Here is a 20,204-nt window from a genome sequence, read left to right as displayed (position 1 = left end):
TCAGGAGTCTCAACAGTAACTTTCCTCAATGATAGCCTTAGTTATCTCAAAATAGTTACAGCAGTTATCTCAATGGTGAGATAGGAAGTTTTCGTTTTGGGGAGTCGGTCGTCAGCAGTCAGGAGTCAATACCAAATTAGGTTAGACTTTTTTTTATGAGAAGGGCTGTAATTTAGCTTTAGGCATTTTCAAGGTCTGATAATAGTTCTTCTTCTGTTAAGTCAATCATCCCTACGCCAAAATCGGTCAATCTCAATAAAAAATTAACCCTATCCACTCCTAATAAATTGGCAGCCATACCCGATGAAATAGGTTTCATCTCAAAGAGTTTTACTACCATAGCCCAGGTTGCTTCTCTCTCGAATTCCTCGCGGGTTTTTTGAAGAAAGTCGGGTAAATTTTCAGGATAATTGATTGTGAGTTGTAAAGTCATATCTCGTGCTATATTTATCTAATTTTTCTAGGTTGGATTTCACCTAGTTTAGCTCCATCCAACCTAGATTTATTTATAGTTGTGTAATGGTGACATCAACAGTTTTAACCGTAGTTCCCAAACTGGATAAAGGAGGTTGAATTTCCTGTTCATTACCCACTACTAGAGTCACAATTTGATTCGGTTGTAGATATTGTTGGGCCACTCGTTGAATATCGGCAATTGTCACCCCTTTTACCGCTTGTTGATAACGGAAGATAAAATCTTGGGGATAACCATAGTATTCATAGGTCATCAATCGCGATAAATTTTGAGCAGGTTTCTCAAACTTAAAAACAAAAGAATTGAGAATAGCATTTTTAGCATCTGCCAATTCTTTTGCGGTAACGGGTTGATTGCGAAGGCGCTCGATTTCGCCTAAAATTGCCTTAATAAAAGGTACGGTAGCATCGGTGCGAGTTTGACCTCCGGCAATAAATAAACCGGGATAATCATAACGACTATTCCAGATACCATAGACAGAATAAGCTAATCCTTGACGGGAACGCACTTCATTAAATAAACGACCACCAAAACCGCTTAAAATCTCATTTAATACCGTTAAAGCGGGATAGTCGGGACTATCCAAACGACCCCCAAGATGACCTAATAAAACGCTACTCTGGGTTAATTGGGGTTGATTGACGACAAAGACACCTTGAAGATTTTTTTGGGTTGCCGAAGGGGTGACAATTTTAGGGGCAGTGGCGGGATTTTTCCAATCGCTAAAAGTCTTATTGATTAATGCTTTCATCGACTGAGAATCAAAATCACCGACAATTCCTAAAATTATTTGGTCGGGACGGACATAGGTACGATAAAAATCGATTAAATCCTGACGGTCAATATTAGCTAAAGTGCTATATTCTACAGTACGAGCGTAGGGGCTACTATCACCATAGACTAGCTTTTTAAACTCCCGACTAGCAATATCACTGGGATCATCATTACGTCGAGCAATCGCTCCTTTTTCCTGAACTTTAGCTAATTCCACCCTCTGACTTTCAAAAGCTGGGGAACGCAAAACCTCAGCAAAGAGATTAAAAACTGCTTCTAAATCTTCACTAAGGGCGCTAAAACTAGCAGTTCCAGCGTTAAGATCGATCGAGGTTTCTACGAGGGCTGCTCTTTGTTCTAATAATTGATTTAAGACATTAGAAGGATGGTTTGCCGTGCCACCACTACGCAGCACGGTTCCAGTAATATCGGCTAATCCGACTTTTTCCCCCGGTTCTAATCTTCCTCCCGTCCGAATCATCGCCGTACCACTCACTAAAGGTAAGCTCCGATCCTCCACTAAATAAACCACCATACCATTATCTAGTTGATAGCGCTCGTATTGGGGAACTGTCACTTCAGGAAGAGGAGGAAAAGTTAAATCGGTAAAATGTCGCGGGGTTTGGGCAATTGCCGGGGAACGAAAAGCTAGGACACCTATCAGGGTGAGCAGGATTAAACCTAGCCATTGTAAGCGTTTTTTCATGATTATATTTATTTGAGGTTTTGGGTGTTAGGTTTTAGGTTTTAGGGTTTTAGGGTGTTGGGGTGTTGGGGTGTTAGGGTGTTGGGGTTTTAGGGTTTTAGGGTTTTAGCGTGTTGGGGTGTTAGGATGTTGGGGTGGTCACTGCGTGCGCGTTGCGGGGGGTGATGGGGTTTTAGTTGAAATTCCCCCACTTTCCCCACTTTCCCCACTTTCCCCACTTTCCCCACTTTCCCCACTTCCCCCATTTCCCCATCTATCTATTTCGGTAAAATTCGGCCAATAGTGCGATTTTCCGGGGTAAAAGTTTCTTTAGCCACCCGTTGAATATCAGCTGCCGTGACAGCATTATAAGCATCTAATTGGGCGAATAAATTACGCCAATCGCCGGTTTTTACCTCGTATTCGATCAAAGATCGCGCCATGCCCATGTTAGAATCAAGACCTCTTAATAGGGCTGCCCGTAGTTGATTTTTAACCCGTTCTAATTCCTGTTCCGAAACCGGTTCATTTTTCAATCTTTCCAACTCCAAATTTAAACCCTGCGCTACTTCCTCCAGGCTGACATTAGGAGCGCTCAGAGCATAGAATAACAGCAAATTCGGGTATTTATCCCCCGGAAAGCCGTTAAATCCCTGGGCAGCGAGGGCAAGTTGTTTGTCCTCCACTAAAGCTTTATACAGTCGCGAAGTTCTTCCTTCACTCATTAAAGTGGCGATAACCTCGTAAACCGCATGATCGGGATGATTGAGGGCGGGACGATGGTATCCTTCTAAATACCAAGGCTGCGAGGCTAATTTTAGGGTAATTTCCTTTGTTTTGGTTTGGTTCGGTTCCACTACTTTCACCTGTGGGGGTTTCGGTTTAGCGGGAAAACGACCAAAATAAACTTTAGCTAACTGTTTGACCTGTTCTGGGTCCACATCCCCGGCGATAGCTATGGTTAAATTACTGGCAGGATAAAATTTATCGAAAAAGTTTTGGATATCTGAGGGTTCCAGATTGCGAATATCTCGATCGTAGCCGATAACGGGACGTTTGTAGGGATGGACAGTATAAGCTTGATCGAGAAAAGCTTCGATTAATAGACCCAAGGGGCTATTATCCGTCCGCATCCGTCTTTCTTCTAGAATTACGTCTTTTTCTTTGTAAAATTCCCGTTGGAACACCGGTTCTAAAAATCGTTCCGATTCCAAAGACATCCATAATTCTAATTTATTCGACGGGAAACTGTAAAAATAGCTAGTTGCATCGGTGGAAGTGGTGGCATTTAAACCGACTCCCCCCTGAGTTTCGACGATTTGCCCGTATTCGTTGCGTTGGACGAATTTCTCGGACTCTGCCTTAGTTTTTTGAAATTCTTCCGTTAATTTAGCCACTTCTGCGCTTTTACCCGCTTTTTTGGCTGCTTGCAGTTCTTTGTCTATAGCTTCAAGGCGATCGAGGACTTTTTTCTCGCTAAGATAATCGGTAGTACCGATGGTTTTTGTGCCTTTAAAGGCTAAATGTTCCAAAAAGTGGGCAACTCCTGTTTTACCGTCCGGTTCATCGGCACCCCCCACATCCGCGTAGGTGACAAAGGAAATAACCGGGGCATCGCGATTTTCTAGGATAATAAATTTTAGTCCGTTGTCGAGGCGAAATTCGGTAATTTTTTGTTGAAATTGCTTAAGGTAGGGGGTAATCGATTGCACATCGGCTGGTTCCTCTTTCGCTTGGGCAAGAAGGGGTGAGAAACTCCCAAAACTCCAAAACACAAGAAAAGCGACCCAAAAGCCGATTACAGCCCGATAATAGGGGTTATTTTTAATGATCATAGATAGTTTTATCAGGTATCGTGGGAGCGAGAGATCGATCGCTCTGTTCGATCTTAGCAGTCGATTGTTAGGAGAGGGGGAGTGGGAATTATGAATTATGAATTATAAATTATGAATTGGGAAGTGGGGAAGTGGGGAAGTGGGGAAGTGGCAATGGGGGCTTTTCAGTAAACAGTAAACAGTAAACAGTTAAGCTAAGACGCATTTAAACCGCTTATTCTTAGATTAGCTGAACCTCCCCCAATCCCTTTACTGTTGCCTTTTGCCTCTTGCCTTTTGCCTCGTCTCAACAAGCAATTTAAATTACGAACAGCTTAGGGACTTGCGTGGGAATAATATCCCAATCGATCGGAGGGCGCAAGCTTTGCGCCCCTACAGTAACGGATTTTGCCCACAATGTAGGGGCGAACTGCGTTCGCCCAAAAGGTACATTATCAAAGCGCAAGTCCCTTATCAGTTATCATTTCATTGTTTACTGTTCACTGTATCTCAACAGTAGAAGAATTTATATAACATCGTCAAGTTTATTACTGTTTGGGCGACTATCACTGCCCATCTAAAATGCCTCTGAGGGGGTTGCGGGCTTTTTCTTCTAATTCTTTACCTCGCACCCAAAGGACAGTACAAAATCCGAAGATAACTAGCCAAAATAGGGATATTGATTGCCATTCCCAAGATAGGCGATGGTACAGAGCAAAAGAGGTAAACCCAAATACAATGGGCAACCAACAAAACCAGGGAAAAGCTAATATCGACAAGAATCGCACCCATCCTAAATCTGTTTTTTCTTTAGCCCGATACCAAATTCCCAAACCAAAGACAATAACTCCAGCCACCGTGCCAGCCACCGCGACAGCTACAGCCTCAGTCATAGCCACAATCCAAGCCAACTGCACAGCCAAAGTCACAGCCATAGCCACAGCCTGAAGCCATAGCACAGCCCTAGCCTCACCCGCAACCCTAGCGCTAGCCGCAGCCACAGCCACAGCCACAGCCACAGCCGCAACCACAACCCCAGCCCCAGCCCCAACACCAATCGCAGCCGCAGTCAGAAACACAACCACAGCCACAGCCGCAACCCCAGCCACAAGCCCAGCCCCAACCACAGCGAAATCCAAAGCTATCAGCCCTTCCCAAACTAGGTTTTTTCTGAGTAGTCGATACCATTCTCGGCAAAACGTCCAGGGTCCCAGTAAGCCCAATTGCATCAATAAAGTTGGCTCTGATTTATCTTTTTCGATTATAATTTCTCGCCATAAAACTATTAAAAAAGACAGCACAACAACAATTGTGATTGCCATCAAGACATTAACCCAACTTTTTGGCTGACTGTACATGATAGCGAATATTTCAAATACAGATGCAAGAGAAAGCAAGAAGACAACAGTTAAAACAATTAGATATTCTCGGCCTTTTTTAAACTCGTATTCTATCTTCTTAAAAAGATTGCGCCAGTCGTTTCTTGTGGGTAGGCGGTAGTTGATTAAGCGAAACAGTAAGGCAAATTTTAATTCAGGTGTCAGACTATTAAATAAATATAACCAACGCTGCTTTGGAGTGATTTTACTTAAAACTCGATCAACAAACTCTATTTTATTGTCTAAATTTTCAACTGTAACTGATTCCAATTCATTTTTTAAAGAACTTAATTGAGTCAGATTAATTTCATCTTGTAACTGAATCGCACATAAAGGAATGACTAACCGAGGATCGAGTTCAAAAGTGATTTTAGGAATATCATCAGCAGAGCTTTCAATAATTGCAGCAGCAACTTTCTTGACAGTAGCAGAGAACTGCAAAGTGCTTGAATTTTCAAAAGGTTGCCAAATCCAATTTAAGTCCGTTTCGATTACCTCTTGTGGCTGGCGCTTTTGTTTGACGGCTCGATTTTTTAGTCGGCGAATGAATCTTAATAGCATTAGTTTTCCTTTATGATAGAGTGCGATTGCGTTCAGCTTGACTATCTTCTAACTCCTTCAACAGTGCTGCAAGTCGAAAACTTACTTTTCCGCTTAAGTTCGGATCTTCCTGCAATCTTTCAAGTGCCTCAGCCGCTTCTGGTATGGCAATTTTAACTAGATCATCCATTGCTTCTATAGAGCCTTTTCGAGCTAAAGATTCTAGTTGATTAACTGCTAAACCTCCCATTCTGATCAACGCTTCTCGCACTTCTATAAAATGGGGTTGATTGGGATCATAGTAAATAACTAATTTTTCTACTGCTTGAGGCAAATTAGTGGCAGATAAGGCTTGAGCCGCTGCTTTTTGGCTGGCTGAATCATCTAAACTATCAACTAAAAAATCAAATAATGCTTTCCCTCTAGGACGAAAATCAGCCGCGACTGAGCCAAAAGCACTACAAATTGATTCATCGGTTCTCAATTGTGTCTTAAAATAATCTATAATCTCCTGAGCAACTTCTGGTTTTACTTCTTGAGCATCTGCTAGACATTCAAATGCTGTCAGTGTATCTTGTTGATATACCGCCGTAATTAAATCCGTACTATTGTTTGCCAATCCACACCATAACTTGACAATTTCTAGCCAGTCGCTAGGAGCATTTTGCCATTTTTTAATTAATTCATCTTGTTTGTCTGTTAAAGCTGCTGCTACGAAATATTCTTGTAGAGTGAGATGAGGAAAATAATAACGCTGTCCGCCATCAATGCGAAGCAATAATCCACTGCGTTTGACGATTTCATCAACGATAGAATTAGCCTCTTTAGGCTCTAGATTTAATGAAGGTAAGACTTGTTTAACTTGTTCCCATACTTCGGAATCAAGAAGACTGCGGCGATCTTGCTGTTGTCGATTAGTGCTATCCTGAGCATAGAGTGCTAAATGTTGCAGAACTCGCCGCTTGTTGACACCACTATATTGATTAAGAATTAGACCTTCTTGATCGCGCAATTCTAATAAAACATCAGTAGCTTTAGTGTAAAATTCGGCCCGCGAATGAGGTAAAACAAAGGGAATATCCGTATAGAGATAGGCGATGATTGTTAACAGTAGGGGATTCCGCGCCAGAGCCATAATTTTCGGTCTAGCTCGCAAGTTTTGAATCAATTGTTCTACTGATTTCTCCGGCGGCATTTCCGACTTCCACGCTTGCAAAAAGCGGCGCATTTGTTGGTCACTAAATTCGTCAATCTCTAAAGTTTCCTCGGTATTATCGACAAACTCATTATGATAAACAGCCGTCCGACAGGTAATAATTACTCGACATTTTTTATAATTTTCTAATTCTAAAAAGTCTTTAAGACACCGAACAACAGAAGAGCGAACGCTACTACTAACCTCATCTAACCCATCTAAAAGCAGCAGCAAACGTCCGTCTTTTAAACCTTGAGAGATGAAACGATTAGCTTTGGGAAAATTATAGCCATCGCAAGCTTTTACTAAATGTTGTTCTAACTTTTCTACTGTCAAATTAGCGTCATTGAGCCGATTTAATTCTAGTAAAATTGGCACGGGACGAGCTAATAAATTTTTGAATCGTCCTTCTGAATAGGAAAGTGCTAGATATTTTAATAACATCGACTTTCCCGAACCAGGCGCACCTTTAACCACTAAGCGGCGGTATTGTTGCACCGCATTTTCTGCTTCAATTAAAGAGCGATCACTCGCTTTAAAAGCTTTTAAAGAAACATAAATCTCCCGCATTTCTAGGGGACGATGATGACGAAGAATTATATTAACTTTTTGATATTTATCAATTAATGCTTGTCGATACTTTTTAAGAGCAATATTTTCAAATAAGGGTGTTCCAGCGAAGGTTTTATAAATCCATTTACTAATCGCTTCTAAAGACTGATTGAGCCATTTTTTTAAGGTATCACTAATAACATTCCACAAAATACCACCCAAAACAAGAATAACAATCACAGGTATCCAGGCAGGATATTTATTAGTATCATATTGTTGTTCATAGATATCCCATAATTCATCCTGTGGAAAACAAGAAGCTTGAGAATTTACCTCTTTATACAAATTTAAAATATCACCAATTGTCTTTTTCTTTTTATCAGTATTAAAAAAGTTCAAACGGTCAGCTTCTGCATCTTTTTTTGCCCGATTTTGAATATCTCCCCTAAGTTGGTTACAGGGATTAGGTGCAGGAAGCTTTTGAGTAAAAACAGGCAAAATTGTCCCCCACGCGACTGAAATTGCCAGCGCTAGGACAAAAATCATCAATAACTGCTGCTTTTTCCAGTGAATAAACTTCATTGTCTGTACCGTTTCTTTGCCTTTTTCCCACATCCTGGCTACCAATATAACACTGATTTATACAGTATAGGCTACATATAAGGAGAGGCACTCATGCACGAGGGGGAATAAATAATCAGTTTTTAAGTAGCTGGTTATAATTAAATTAAAAATGGATTTTAGATTCGATCCCCCCTGCCCCCCTTGATAAGGGGGGTGCCGATAGGCGGGGGGATCCCCCCTTAATCCCCCCTTGATAAGGGGGGTGTCTGACAACTTTTAACGCCTACCTACTTAATAACCAGATTCAGTATGATAACTGATGACTGATAACTGATAACTGATGACTGGGTTTTAGACAAAAAATCTCTCCCTAAAGAGGAGAGAAGTCAAAAAAGCACGAATAACAATGGGTGGGAGGCGGTTTTTATAGGTCGCCACCACGAAAAGCTAGTAGGAAAATGACAAAGGGGCCAGCTAACATGATTAGCGCCACGAAGGTGAGTTGAAAAATGGGTTCTAAATTGAGAGCCGCAAATAATTCCATGATGTCTCCTAACCTGTTTACAATGATTTAAAAGGCTAATCTGGTCAAAACCATTGTCTCTGGTCAAAACCATTGTCTATCATACAGGGGATGATTCGCTGGTTTTCCTGATTCGATACAAAAATACATAAAGTTTTGTTGCAATTCTGAATTTTCCCGCTTTCCTCTTTCCTTCCCACCGAGGGACCATCTCAATGTTCAACTCTCTGGCCACATCTCCCGACTCGTTAACCCAGATTTATACTGGTTTTCAGGCACTCTCGGATCCCCTGCGACTGCAAATTCTGCAACTGTTGCGACATCAGGAATTATGCGTCTGTGAATTGCGCGACCATCTCGATATCGCCCAATCTAAATTATCTTTTCATCTAAAAACGCTAAAAGAAGCCAATTTAGTCCGCAGTCGTCAAGAAGGTCGTTGGATCTACTACAGCCTAAATCTATCTCAATTTCTTCTCCTAGAAGAATATCTATCCGAATATCGTCGTTTTGCCGCCCTTGTCCCCGCTCGTTTCTGCGAGGAAAATCAGTAACCAATCAAGATTTTTAGAAATATTAAAGCTTTATAACTAGCTTTTCCTCTTGACATATCAACTTTTTTTGAAATAATAAAGGTGGATTACCCAATCTCCCATTATTCTCTTTCCACCTTTGTGCGATGACTAATCAAATCAATCCTAAAGCCGCCAAAGCTGGCGGTAGCCTTAGTATTTTTGAAAAATACCTTACCCTTTGGGTTATTTTCTGTATTTTGGCGGGAATTGCCCTCGGTCGGTCATTTCCGGACGTAGCGCGGACTTTAGATGCCATGAGTATCTATAACGTTTCTATTCCGATCGCCATCTGTCTTTTCTTCATGATGTATCCGATCATGGTTAAGATCGACTTTTCTCAGGCTCTCCGGGCTGCCCGTACTCCCAAACCAGTTATTTTAACTTTAGTGGTTAATTGGCTGATCAAACCCTTTACCATGGTGGCGCTGGCTCAATTTTTTCTCGGCTGGCTGTTTCTGCCTTGGTTGAGTCAAACGGAGATTATCCGAGGACAGACGGTAAGTTTAGCTAGTTCCTACACTGCTGGAGCTATTTTACTAGGAATTGCTCCCTGTACGGCCATGGTCTTGATGTGGGGCTATCTTTCCTACAGTAACCAGGGTCATACCCTAATTATGGTAGCAGTCAATTCCCTAGCGATGCTTTTTCTCTACGCTCCTCTAGGTAAATGGTTACTGGCAGCTAATAATTTTGTAGTCCCCTGGCAGACCATTGTTTTTTCTGTGTTAATCTACGTTGGTTTACCGCTTATTGCTGGTATCTATAGCCGTCACTGGATTTTTAAACATAAAGGACGCGCCTGGTTTGAATCGCGTTTTCTTCACTATCTCAGTCCTGTGGCAATCACTGCTTTATTGTTAACCTTAATCCTGCTCTTTGCTTTCAAAGGCGATTTAATTGTTAGTAATCCCCTGCATATTTTCCTGATTGCTATTCCCCTCTTTATTCAAACTAATCTGATTTTTTTACTTAGTTATGTGGCCGCTCTCAAACTCAATTTAGTTTACGAAGATGCCGCTCCCGCTGCTTTAATTGGTGCTAGTAATCATTTTGAGGTAGCGATCGCCACTGCGGTGATGTTATTCGGATTGAATTCGGGGGCTGCTTTAGCGACAGTAGTGGGGGTATTGATTGAAGTACCTGTGATGTTAATGTTGGTAGAATTCTGTAAAAAAACCGCCTTTTGGTTTCCCAGAGATACAGAAAAAGCCACCCTTCTCGATCCTCGTTGCTTGAGTCCTTACAAATAATTATTCACCATGATCCAATCGACTCACAAACCAAGAATTCTTTTTCTGTATGGTTCTTTACGGCCACGTTCCTACAGTCGTTTATTAGCAGAAGAAGCTGCCAGAATTATCACTGAATATGGGGCAGAAGTGCGCTTTTTTGATCCGCGTGAATTGCCGATTTATGGCAGTGTTCCCGATACTCATGCCAAGGTGCAAGAATTACGAGAATTAAGTCAATGGTCTGAGGGTCAAGTCTGGTCATCTCCCGAACTTCACGGCAATATTAGCGGCATTATCAAAAACCAAATTGATTGGATTCCCTTAAGTATTGGTGCGGTTAGACCTACCCAAGGACGCACTTTAGCAGTCATGCAAGTAAGCGGAGGTTCCCAATCTTTTAACGCGGTTAATACTCTGCGAATTCTTGGTCGTTGGATGCGAATGTTTACTATTCCTAATCAGTCTTCGGTGGCTAAAGCTTATCAGGAGTTTAACGAGGATGGCACGATGAAAGATTCCCCCTATCGAGATCGAGTTATTGATGTAATGGAGGAACTTTATAAGTTTACCATTCTCCTGCGAGATCAGGTAGATTATCTGACTGATCGCTATAGTGAAAGGAAGGAAAAATCCGCCCAAGAAATAGCCACAATTGCCCATAAAGCTATTAATTAAATCAATTTCTAGGAGTTAAAATCATGAAAAAAGTCATGTTTGCCTGTAGAAAAAATTCCTGTCGTTCCCAAATCGCCGAAGGTTTCGCTAAAACTTTAGGTGCGGGTAAAATTGCTGTCACCAGTTCTGGATTGGAAGCGGCCAAAGTCCACCCCGGAGCAATCGAAGTTATGGGGGAAATTGGTATCGATATTACTGACCAAACTTCCAAATCAATTAGGGATTTTAATCCCGAAGATTACGATGCCGTTATCTCCCTATGTGGTTGCGGTGTCAATCTGCCGGAAGGATGGGTTTTACAGGAAATTTTCGAGGATTGGTTAATTGATGATCCCGATGGTCAACCCATGGAAACTTTTCGCCGAGTTCGCGATGAAATTAAGGCTAAAGTTGTCGGATTAATTGAACAGTTAAGTAGGTAGGTGTTAAAAGTTGTCAGACACCCCCCTTGATAAGTAGGGTTGATTCATGAATCAACCCTACTATGAATCAACCCTACTATGAATCAACCCTACTATGAATCAACCCTACTATGAATCAACCCTACTATGAGTCAACCCCACCTTGATAAGGAGGGCAGGGGGATCAGTCGGTCAAAATTACCCTTCCAGTTTCCGGCCTTTGCACAATAAACCCACCCCCGCAACGGAGAGTAAACCGAGAACCGTCGCCGGTTCGGGAACAGGAACAGGAGAGTAGGTTAGGGTTGTACTATTGAGATCGACGACACCACTGAATGGTCCTACTCCTGGGAGATTGAATAGATTCCCGTAGCTGCCGGTATCGAAATTTAGAGTCAAAACGTTGCTCAACCCTCCGAAACCATCCGCAGCGAAAAATGAACTCGCGGTAATCTCCCCGCCACTGACCGTAAAACTATTACCGAGTACACCAGTAAAATTCGCCAGAACATCAAAGGGGAGTGTGTAGCCCAGAGCGGCGGGAGCGGAAGTCACGATGACCGAAGTGGCGGCCAAATTTGTTCCATCTCCGTCTGGTAGGGTGAGCGTCCCCTGTACGGTTCCGGAGACTGGGCTTTCCACGTTACTGAAGGAGAAGTTAAAGATTGCGGCGCTGGCAACCGGTGCGAGGGTGGCGGTGGCTACCGTGGCGAGGGCGACGGTTAGAGGTTTGTTGAAGGATTTTTTTAGGGACATATTCTGACTTGAATTTGTTTAAAATCTGCCCAAATCTTACCCCCCCCCGATTTTGTCAAGGTTTTTGTTATTTATATTTATTATGCTTTATCTAGCTATTGATTACTCGATTGGGGATTGAGGGGGATCTGCCAAGAGAGCGGCGAAGGGATGGGCTTTTCTGGGGTGCGGGGGGTTATAGTTGCCATGATCAAAGAAATACTCTAGCCGCCGATCGCTCTTTTCATTGGCCGAAGACAAACAGAATAATTAGCAATAAAACGATAAGTAGGGCTTGCTGAATAAATCTAAAAACCTTGTTGGATAAAACTTTTAGACCTTTTTGAAATCCAAAAGTGCCTCGTCTGGGAGTGATCAGGGGGAAAATTCAGGTACTTTTTCCCTGAAAATTAGGTAATTGAGCAGATGAAAATCGGTAAAACCCCACACCCCAGACCCTACCCCCACCGAAAAACTTTTTGCCGCAAACCCTATTTATCAATTTTATTGGTGAGAGTTCCGACCACATCAATACCGAGGGTTTGATGGACACTGGCGAGGAATTGATTGACGATTTCGGGATAGACTTTGATCAGGGTAGCCAGGGATTTACCATCACCATTATCAACAATATTAACTCGCTCGAGGTGTAATCGTCTAGGAATTTTGATCGCCTCCTCTAGGATAGTTTCTAACTGTTGAATCAAGAAAATTGCCTCTGCTTCGCTGCCAGTGTTTTGCCAAACTTCTGCAAATAATTCGTTAACCAAGGCTTCAGCTTTAGCATTTTCTTCAAAAATTGCCGCTTCTCCTCTAGCGCGGAAAGTTTCGGCTTCCTGCTGCGCTTCTGCGGGTAAAACTTTATCTGCTTGGAGACGTAATCTTTCCAATTCTGCCCTAACCTGTTGCAATTTTTCCTCAACTATAGCACGTTTTTCCTTAGCGGCGGCGATAGTTATTTCTTCTTCCGATTTAGCCTGTTGTTCCAGTTTGGCCTTTAACTTTCTCAATTCGTTTTCTTGCTCTAAAATGATAATTTGATCGCGGGTTTTAGCCACGGTGGCCTGTTCCTCACATTCCGCAACTATTTGTTCAGCTTCATTGAGGGCATTTGATTCGGCAATTTCAGCATCACGCATGACTAAAGCGATTCTTTCCCGTCCGAGGGAGTTAAGATAATCCACTTCATCGGCAACATTTTGAATTTTGAGAGTATCAATTTCTAAACCGAGTTTAAACAGGTCTTGACTGACGTTACTGGTAATACTTTCGGCAAATTTTAGGCGATCTTCGTTCACTTGTTCGGGGGTCATTGTTGCGACTACACCCCGCAAGTTTCCTTCTAAAGTTTCTTTAGCTACGCGAATAATTTCTTCTCGATCTCGATCTAAAAAACGTTCGATCGCATTGCCGACTATTTCAGGTTTAGAACTAACTTTCACGTTAGCAATTGCCACTATATTCAGGGGAATGTTGCCCTTAGAATAGGCATTTTTAATCTCAATTCTGATCGGGGTTGTGGTGACATCCATGCGTTTAACGGTTTCTAAAATTGGAATACGAATCGCCCGCCCCCCCGATAGCACTCGATAACCCGCATCTTGTCTATCTCTTGATCGGCGTTTCATCCCACTCAGGATGACTACTTCATTGGGTTTACAAATACACAAAAAAGAATTGATAAACCAAATCGCACCGATCCCCAGAAATATCAATAAAGCAATGGGAACACTATTCAATAATAAATTGCCAGCAGTGTTATTATTGTTGTCGTATTGATTGGGATTGATTTGGATAAGATAGGAATTATTTTGACTATTCATAGTTAGTTACCCTTTGGTCTAGAAGAAATTAAAAATCGCCCCTGATATACTTTTCCGCAATGACTAAAACTTTATTGTCTCGGCAACTGAGAATAAATGCTTGATCACCGACATTAAATTGTTCTTGCCCTTCCGTTATCGCTACTACATCGATCAGACTATCCCCGACATTAACTCGCACTTTCCCCTTGCTATTTTTATCGAAGGGGATGTGAACAACTGCGATTAAACCGATGAGAGAGTGATAATCGACAATACTATTTACCTGTTGGTTGCGGCGTCTTAACTTGACTAAAATTAGGAGTAGAATGGCCAAACCAATACCTACCCCTAAAGAAATTAAAATGATTGTGAGCAGTTGATCATTCATAAGTTTAGTCATTTACCGTTATGGTTGCCCCCAATCTAATTACTGTTAACTAATTCGAGACTTCGGCCATTTCAATTACGCGATCAGCATTATCTTTGACCAAAAAATTTAAAGGTTTATTGCGACGAACTTTATACTTTAAGCGTCGTGATTCCACCCGCATGAGAATTTGTTCTAAACAATCGTGATCAAAACAAACGTGACGATGACGATCCTTATAACCCGCGGTTGCCCCAGCAACGATGTGCAGTTGAGTATTTTTCTTTAACTGATACCATAAACCCTGGGGTTGATCTCCCAAAGAAGGGTTGGCAGTAGTCACAGCCGGATTACTAGACATATAAAATGGGTCAATCATATTATTGCCCATCGTCTGCTCATAATTGTAATAGTAATGGAGGGGGACATCGGCCGTGGGTAAATTTAAAAGTCCTTCATAAAATTGTCGGGCTGTCTCCAAATCTGTCACCATGATTGTATGAACTTTTGGGGCGCTAGTTAGAAACATCCACATGGCTAAAGCATAAGCGGCCAGAAGCATAACCATAATCCCCTGGGTGGACAGGAGAGTATCAAGGGGTAGGAAAGCGCCGAAGAAAAGATGATTTATCAACACTGATGTGATCCTATTGCCTAAGAATTGTCTATCACTCCCTAATTATAATCACGACGCTGAAACTTAAGTTAATAGGGTGGGGAGTGACCAAGTTCCGTACATTTGTATTAAAATGCTCCCTACCCAGTTTAAATGATGAGGCAAGAACCTCCCCTTGCCCCCCCGACGTCGGGGGGGCAAGGGGGGGGAGATGCAGCTAATCTCAGGATAGGTGGTTAAAATAGGTCTTAGCCGAGAATTTAGCTCAAATTCTCCTCCTGGGATCAATAAATGATGGGATGATGACATTGCAGCCAAAAATATGAGGAATTAGCGGAGATGAAAGCGTATATTGGGAATAGAGCCATCCCTAGAAAAGTGAGCTACTGTTATGAATTCTTTTGCACTTCCCGTCTTTCTGCAATCAGGTTTAACCCTACTGGCGTTTTTAGTGCTGATTATCCTGATGGCCTAAATCTTCATCTGTCTGTGACTTCGATCGAACAGGGGACGATCGATAGCGCAGGCTAGATTTTCATAGACGGTTAGCAGCTGGTCAGCGATCGCTGACCAACTGTATTGATTTAAGACTAAATCCCTGGCATTTTTCCCCCTTTGTTGGCGAATTTCCGGGTTAGTCAGGGCAACGGTTCAAAACGAATATCAAATTTAGATGCACAATAGCTTATCCCTCTGATTGATCAGTTATCAGTAAACAGTAAGCAGTTATCAGTGAGAAGATGGGGAGTGGGTAGCATTTTTATTGCTCAGTAAATAGTAATCGGTCAAAAGTAAAAAAACAGCAAGAAACCGTCATTTAATAAGTAGGTCAGCCCCCCCTTATTAAGGGGGCCAGGGGGGGATCACTTAATACTAAAATCTGATAAATGCTCACTGAAAAGGCTAAAGGTTAACCATTCATCGATAAATATTTAGCCACCGATTGCACATCTTTATCACCCCGTCCAGAGAAATTAATAACAATGTGAGGACTACCGGTTACTTGCGGACAAAGAGTTTCTAAATAAGCTAAAGCGTGGGCAGTTTCTAGGGCCGGAATAATCCCTTCTAAACGGGAAACTCGTTGAAAAGCTTCTAATGCTTCCTTGTCCGTGACACTGTAATATTCAGCGCGACCACTATCTTTTAAAAAGCTATGTTCTGGCCCGACTCCGGGATAATCTAACCCCGCACTAATGGAGTGAGCCTCGATAACTTGACCTTCGTTATCTTGTAATAAATAACTCATGGCCCCATGTAGAACCCCCGGTTGACCTTGGGTTAGGGTGGCGGCGTGTTTTCCAGAAGCGATACTTTCCCCGGCGGCCTCCACACCAATTAAACGCACGCCAGCTTCTTTAACAAACTCATGAAATAAACCCATAGCATTAGAACCACCGCCCACACAAGCGAGGAGAATATCCGGTAAACCGCCCCATTTTTCCAGACTTTGCTGACGGGTTTCTTGACCGATAACCGCATGAAAATCGCGCACCATCATCGGATAGGGATGGGGACCGGCCACAGAACCGAGGATGTAGTGAGTGGTTTCCACATTAGTTACCCAGTCGCGAATCGCTTCCGAGGTGGCATCTTTCAGGGTTCCCGTCCCGGCGGCCACGGGTTGCACCGTCGCGCCAAGCAGTCTCATGCGGAAAACATTGAGTTCTTGGCGTTCCATGTCGTGAATTCCCATATAAATCACGCATTCTAGACCAAAACGAGCGCAAACCGTAGCGGTGGCCACGCCGTGCTGTCCTGCTCCAGTTTCGGCGATAATTCGCTTTTTACCCATGCGTTTGGCTAATAAAACCTGACCAAGGGCGTTATTAATCTTGTGGGCCCCGGTATGGTTTAAATCTTCCCGTTTTAGGTAAATTTGCGCCCCAGTACCGTCAGCTTTGGCATAATGGGCGGTGAGACGTTCGGCAAAATATAAGGGACTAGGTCTGCCGACGTAATCCTTGAGCAGTTGATTTAATTCTTCTTGAAAATCGGGGTCGTCCTTATACTGATTATAGGCCGTTTCTAGTTCACTTAAGGCTGGCATCAGGGTTTCTGGGACGTATTTGCCCCCGTAGCGTCCAAAACGCCCAAAAGCATCGGGATACTGGGTTACTGTGCTGGCTGAGGCGGTATAAATCGGCGTGATAGTCATGTAAACCTTCGATGAGAGACTTATGATCCATTATAAATCTAAGGGTTTAGTCTCTGGGTTAACCTGAGTTTCGGGGCAATCATCGCCTAACCTACCCAATAATCAAAGGGTGAGCATTGCCCACCCTTTGACTGATTTTACAGCCAAATACTCACATCAACTTTTAACACCTGTCCTAATAGTAATAACCATTTTAATTGAGTCATCGGCCAGGGACAGGCAGCATCTATGGAATTGGACTGCAAAGAATTAGGAACTAGACGCTCGTGGAAATAATAATAGTATAATTCCTGAGAGCGATCAAGGGATAATCCTAGGTTTAATTGTTGGCTAACTTCAATTAAACGGGTGATTAGGCGAGTATCCTCCTCCGCCGTTAAAGGATCGCCATCGTGTAATAATTTCCCAAGAGATTGCCAGAGCAAACTTTCTAAGGTTTGACGCGCTTCGGGAATATTTAATTGACAGTGTAAATGATTGGCTTCCTTAGCAATAGCCAATAATTGATCGAGATTATTTTCCGTCGCTTGCCGCTGCTCAAAATCTTTTTCTAGGGCATTAATCACCTGTAAACAACGGTGAGAAATGGCAATATCGGCCGCTACCTGTAACTCTTGAGGTACGGGCAGATCATCCCGTTGGAAAGCCGCTAAAATGCCGTAATTATCCCGATAAACTTGGGTGTATAATTGATCGAGACGTTTTTTAGTTTCGGCTGTCACCTTCTGCATAATCCGGTGTCTTTCATCGGCAAAAAGATGGGGTAAAGCAAAAAAGTTTTCTCCCAATCCGCGCCCCATTTCTACGATCATGGTTGAGACACTGGCCTGTTGTAAAGATTCAAAGAGATGGTCCTTAAGATTGGTATAGATTAACCGACCGTTAAAAGGTTGAATGCAGCAGTAAAAATCCCAACCTCCTAAATGTAGAACAGCAAAGACAAAATGTTCACTTTCTTGGGTAATTTCCGAGGTTAATTCCACCTGTCCCACCGCTAAAGTTAAAGACCCGATCGCTTGTTTTTGATAATCTAATTGACGGGCATTGTAACAATAAATCCGATGATGACTGGGATAATCGGTAAATAGGGAACTAATAGCGTAATGGGCCGCCACCTGTTCCAAATCCACCCGCGCAGAAGTGACCAATTGTCGATAGACATCAGCCCCATCTTGATATAACTTAACGTTACTGGGGGCGAAAGCTAGACGACTGAGGAAATTCATTTCTAATTGAATTCCAGCTACTTCTCCAGCTAATTCCAGGGCCCGGCCAGCATATCTCAAAATTTGCGTGCCTTCAGGTCGAGAAATTTCCTCAAAAAACCAGCCACAACTGGTAAACATTAATAAAGCCTGTCTTTGCATTTCTAATAAACGCAAAGCATCGATTTTCTCGCTTTTACTCAGGTTGCGACTTTGATGCAAAGCGAGGAAATGTTCGATCGCGTCTGGGGAGCGATCTAAAATAACGGCAATGTAGTCATCCCTTGTCTGCCAAGGATCCCGGAAAAATTCCTGTCCCTGAATCTCATAAACCTTAATCAACTCATCTCTGAGCCAATTTAGGGACTCCCGTAGGGGTTTACGCCATTTTTGCTGGTAATTTCCCCCTCCCCCGCAACCACAGTCATCCTGCCAACGATTTACGCCATGGACACAACTCCATGCGGTCACGGGTTTTAATTCCACTTCCCAAGTGGGGGGGCAAATACTGAGATAATGGGCAAAATTGGTGACTGTCCAGCCGTTTTTAGGGAAAGATTCCGTAAAAGCATAGCTAAGACACTTCTCTGTCCCCTGTTTGTGGTGGCCGAAGGTTTCCCCATCGGTAGCGACGCTGATTAACTGGGAGGGACGATGATCCCCTTTAATTGCCTGTCCCAGACGACCGACGAGAAAATCACTGCTGGCTAGGACATCATTAAAGCCCATATCGCGAGAAATTGGACCATCGTAGAAGAAAATATCCAGATAACGACCATCGGGGATGTAACAGCGATAGGGACGGGTGGGATCGATTTGACCTCCGGCCACCGCGTGCCATTGGGGATGGGGATCATGGTCGCTAGGGAAAGGACGACAGCGCAGGGCCTGGGAAGGGGCTAAAATGGTGAATTTAATCCCTTCATCGATTAAAGCTGTCACTGTGGCTAAATCAATGGCTGTTTCCGCTAACCACATTCCTTCGGGATCACGGCCGAAACGATGCTGAAAATCGGCTTTTCCCCAGCGAATTTGGGTGTATTTGTCCTGTTTGTTGGCTAGAGGCAGAATGATATGATTATAGACCTGGGCGATGGCGTTACCATGACCGTTTAAGCGTTGACAACTTTTTTGGTCTGCTGTCAGGATGCGTTGATAAACTTCGGGATCATGGTATTGCATCCATGACATTAGGGTGGCCCCGATGTTAAAGCTGAGATATTCGTAGTTATTGACTATTTTGATTACTTCCCCCCGGTCATTGTAAATGCGTGCAAAAGCATTGGCACGATAACACTCGTGATGGATGCGTTCATTCCAATTATGGAAGGGATGGGCGCTCGGTTGCCGTTCAATTCTGTCTAGATAGGGATTTTCTCGCGGTGGTTGGTAAAAATGTCCGTGAACCGTGATATAAACTCCGTGGGCGGTTTTCAGGGGATCGACCCCCGTATCGGTATAGGAATAAAAGGTTGTAGAAGGATGTTCAACAAGATAAGTCATGGAAATGCCTAGAAAATCGTTTTTTTTTGAGCGAAAATAGCTGTAGAATGTGGCGACCTGATGTTTAAAAAAACTGAAAACTGGGCCATTTTTCACGGCCTTGGGGTCACAATATCACATTTTATTTTCCTAGCAAAGCTAAGGTTAACAATTCGCAACTTCTCTATACACAGCACCAAGTAGGGTCTGCTGAAAAAGCTTTTCGTGGGTGTGGGGTGTCGGTTTTTAAGGGTGTTAGGGATATGCTGAAAATAAATCCGGTTATTAAAGACTGATTATTTATTCCCCCTTTGGCTCTTCTAGGTTCTGTGTGATAAGTTTAATTGACATAGGATCGATCGATCTTTGTGTCCTTTGTGCCTTTGTGGTTCGTTCCACCCCCTCGCTCTTGAGAAATGTATCTTAGAATACATTTTACCCACCAAAGCTGG

16 protein-coding genes and 1 pseudogene are annotated in these 20,204 nt (G+C 42.9%); 4 read left to right on the top strand and 13 right to left on the bottom strand.

All coding sequences use genetic code 11. From position 1 onward, the window contains the following. Positions 1-178: 178 nt before the first annotated feature. The 6 genes from ACE1AQ_RS13860 to psb30 form a co-directional block, all read right to left on the bottom strand. Positions 179-433 (bottom strand): UPF0175 family protein, encoded by a 255-nt coding sequence (locus ACE1AQ_RS13860; RefSeq protein ID WP_106909713.1) that lies wholly within the window; start codon positions 431-433, stop codon positions 179-181. A gap of 73 nt (positions 434-506) precedes the next feature. Beyond that, complete coding sequence (locus ACE1AQ_RS13855; protein WP_110543198.1) at positions 507-1,955, bottom strand: pitrilysin family protein; 1,449 nt, start codon at positions 1,953-1,955, stop codon at positions 507-509. A gap of 257 nt (positions 1,956-2,212) precedes the next feature. Then, positions 2,213-3,769 (bottom strand): pitrilysin family protein, encoded by a 1,557-nt coding sequence (locus ACE1AQ_RS13850; protein WP_106909714.1) that lies wholly within the window; start codon positions 3,767-3,769, stop codon positions 2,213-2,215. A gap of 545 nt (positions 3,770-4,314) precedes the next feature. Continuing rightward, entirely contained in the window at positions 4,315-5,688 is a 1,374-nt protein-coding gene (locus tag ACE1AQ_RS13845) for a hypothetical protein (protein WP_374808597.1), read from the bottom strand. Between the two features lie 10 nt (positions 5,689-5,698). Further along, on the bottom strand, positions 5,699-8,029 hold the full coding sequence (locus ACE1AQ_RS13840) for an NACHT domain-containing NTPase (protein WP_110543193.1): 2,331 nt from the start codon (positions 8,027-8,029) through the stop codon (positions 5,699-5,701). A gap of 373 nt (positions 8,030-8,402) precedes the next feature. Continuing rightward, on the bottom strand, positions 8,403-8,522 hold the full coding sequence (psb30, locus tag ACE1AQ_RS13835; protein WP_002736367.1) for a photosystem II reaction center protein Ycf12/Psb30: 120 nt from the start codon (positions 8,520-8,522) through the stop codon (positions 8,403-8,405). Positions 8,523-8,716: 194 nt separating this feature from the next. Here psb30 and ACE1AQ_RS13830 point away from each other — a divergent pair, with 194 nt between their 5' ends. The 4 genes from ACE1AQ_RS13830 to arsC all read left to right on the top strand — a co-directional run bounded on the left by ACE1AQ_RS13830 (position 8,717) and on the right by arsC (position 11,405). Further along, positions 8,717-9,055 carry a helix-turn-helix transcriptional regulator gene (locus tag ACE1AQ_RS13830; RefSeq protein WP_002802329.1) on the top strand — a complete coding sequence of 113 codons (339 nt, stop codon included), beginning with the start codon at positions 8,717-8,719 and terminating at the stop codon, positions 9,053-9,055. 125 nt (positions 9,056-9,180) lie between these two features. Continuing rightward, entirely contained in the window at positions 9,181-10,326 is a 1,146-nt protein-coding gene (arsB, locus tag ACE1AQ_RS13825; RefSeq protein ID WP_110543188.1) for an ACR3 family arsenite efflux transporter, read from the top strand. Between the two features lie 9 nt (positions 10,327-10,335). Further along, complete coding sequence (gene arsH, locus ACE1AQ_RS13820) at positions 10,336-10,983, top strand: arsenical resistance protein ArsH (RefSeq protein WP_106909715.1); 648 nt, start codon at positions 10,336-10,338, stop codon at positions 10,981-10,983. Positions 10,984-11,006: 23 nt separating this feature from the next. Next, on the top strand, positions 11,007-11,405 hold the full coding sequence (gene arsC / locus ACE1AQ_RS13815) for an arsenate reductase, glutathione/glutaredoxin type (protein WP_008199231.1): 399 nt from the start codon (positions 11,007-11,009) through the stop codon (positions 11,403-11,405). A 177-nt stretch (positions 11,406-11,582) separates the two neighbouring features. On the opposite strand, the gene ACE1AQ_RS13810 is transcribed toward arsC, so the two are convergent. The 7 genes and pseudogenes from ACE1AQ_RS13810 to ACE1AQ_RS13780 all read right to left on the bottom strand — a co-directional run bounded on the left by ACE1AQ_RS13810 (position 11,583) and on the right by ACE1AQ_RS13780 (position 19,773). Continuing rightward, the gene (locus ACE1AQ_RS13810) at positions 11,583-12,140 is read right to left on the bottom strand and encodes a PEP-CTERM sorting domain-containing protein (RefSeq protein WP_008199233.1); all 558 of its coding nucleotides are present in this window, start codon (positions 12,138-12,140) and stop codon (positions 11,583-11,585) included. 470 nt (positions 12,141-12,610) lie between these two features. After that, positions 12,611-13,942, bottom strand: coding sequence for a flotillin family protein (locus ACE1AQ_RS13805; protein ID WP_008199235.1), 1,332 nt, complete (start codon positions 13,940-13,942; stop codon positions 12,611-12,613). A gap of 28 nt (positions 13,943-13,970) precedes the next feature. Continuing rightward, positions 13,971-14,312 (bottom strand): hypothetical protein, encoded by a 342-nt coding sequence (locus tag ACE1AQ_RS13800; RefSeq protein ID WP_039899684.1) that lies wholly within the window; start codon positions 14,310-14,312, stop codon positions 13,971-13,973. A 49-nt stretch (positions 14,313-14,361) separates the two neighbouring features. Further along, positions 14,362-14,928: a hypothetical protein gene (locus ACE1AQ_RS13795; protein WP_002784990.1), complete on the bottom strand. Its 567-nt coding sequence runs from the start codon at positions 14,926-14,928 to the stop codon at positions 14,362-14,364. A gap of 450 nt (positions 14,929-15,378) precedes the next feature. Continuing rightward, positions 15,379-15,552, bottom strand: a pseudogene (locus tag ACE1AQ_RS13790) (glycosyltransferase); the annotation flags it as partial. A 265-nt stretch (positions 15,553-15,817) separates the two neighbouring features. Then, positions 15,818-17,065 carry a tryptophan synthase subunit beta gene (gene trpB, locus ACE1AQ_RS13785; protein WP_008199242.1) on the bottom strand — a complete coding sequence of 416 codons (1,248 nt, stop codon included), beginning with the start codon at positions 17,063-17,065 and terminating at the stop codon, positions 15,818-15,820. A gap of 137 nt (positions 17,066-17,202) precedes the next feature. Then, positions 17,203-19,773, bottom strand: a complete 2,571-nt coding sequence (locus ACE1AQ_RS13780) for a DUF3536 domain-containing protein (protein WP_008199243.1) — start codon at positions 19,771-19,773, stop codon at positions 17,203-17,205. Positions 19,774-20,204 lie beyond the last annotated feature (431 nt).

The organism is Microcystis sp. BLCC-F209, assembly GCF_041928595.1.
In the GTDB taxonomy this organism is placed as follows: Bacteria; Cyanobacteriota; Cyanobacteriia; order Cyanobacteriales; family Microcystaceae; genus Microcystis.
Note: the sequence above shows the minus strand (reverse complement) of the source record. Positions and strands in the feature narration are given on the sequence as shown.

Excerpts from the sequence above, each read along its gene's own strand:
- ACE1AQ_RS13860 (WP_106909713.1), bottom strand. The coding sequence starts at position 433 with ATGACTTTACAACTCACAATCAATTATCCTGAAAATTTACCCGACTTT.
- ACE1AQ_RS13855 (WP_110543198.1), bottom strand. The coding sequence starts at position 1,955 with ATGAAAAAACGCTTACAATGGCTAGGTTTAATCCTGCTCACCCTGATA.
- ACE1AQ_RS13850 (WP_106909714.1), bottom strand. The coding sequence starts at position 3,769 with ATGATCATTAAAAATAACCCCTATTATCGGGCTGTAATCGGCTTTTGG.
- ACE1AQ_RS13845 (WP_374808597.1), bottom strand. The coding sequence starts at position 5,688 with ATGCTATTAAGATTCATTCGCCGACTAAAAAATCGAGCCGTCAAACAA.
- ACE1AQ_RS13840 (WP_110543193.1), bottom strand. The coding sequence starts at position 8,029 with ATGTGGGAAAAAGGCAAAGAAACGGTACAGACAATGAAGTTTATTCAC.
- psb30 (WP_002736367.1), bottom strand. The coding sequence starts at position 8,522 with ATGGAATTATTTGCGGCTCTCAATTTAGAACCCATTTTTCAACTCACC.
- ACE1AQ_RS13830 (WP_002802329.1), top strand. The coding sequence starts at position 8,717 with ATGTTCAACTCTCTGGCCACATCTCCCGACTCGTTAACCCAGATTTAT.
- arsB (WP_110543188.1), top strand. The coding sequence starts at position 9,181 with ATGACTAATCAAATCAATCCTAAAGCCGCCAAAGCTGGCGGTAGCCTT.
- arsH (WP_106909715.1), top strand. The coding sequence starts at position 10,336 with ATGATCCAATCGACTCACAAACCAAGAATTCTTTTTCTGTATGGTTCT.
- arsC (WP_008199231.1), top strand. The coding sequence starts at position 11,007 with ATGAAAAAAGTCATGTTTGCCTGTAGAAAAAATTCCTGTCGTTCCCAA.
- ACE1AQ_RS13810 (WP_008199233.1), bottom strand. The coding sequence starts at position 12,140 with ATGTCCCTAAAAAAATCCTTCAACAAACCTCTAACCGTCGCCCTCGCC.
- ACE1AQ_RS13805 (WP_008199235.1), bottom strand. The coding sequence starts at position 13,942 with ATGAATAGTCAAAATAATTCCTATCTTATCCAAATCAATCCCAATCAA.
- ACE1AQ_RS13800 (WP_039899684.1), bottom strand. The coding sequence starts at position 14,312 with ATGAATGATCAACTGCTCACAATCATTTTAATTTCTTTAGGGGTAGGT.
- trpB (WP_008199242.1), bottom strand. The coding sequence starts at position 17,065 with ATGACTATCACGCCGATTTATACCGCCTCAGCCAGCACAGTAACCCAG.
- ACE1AQ_RS13780 (WP_008199243.1), bottom strand. The coding sequence starts at position 19,773 with ATGACTTATCTTGTTGAACATCCTTCTACAACCTTTTATTCCTATACC.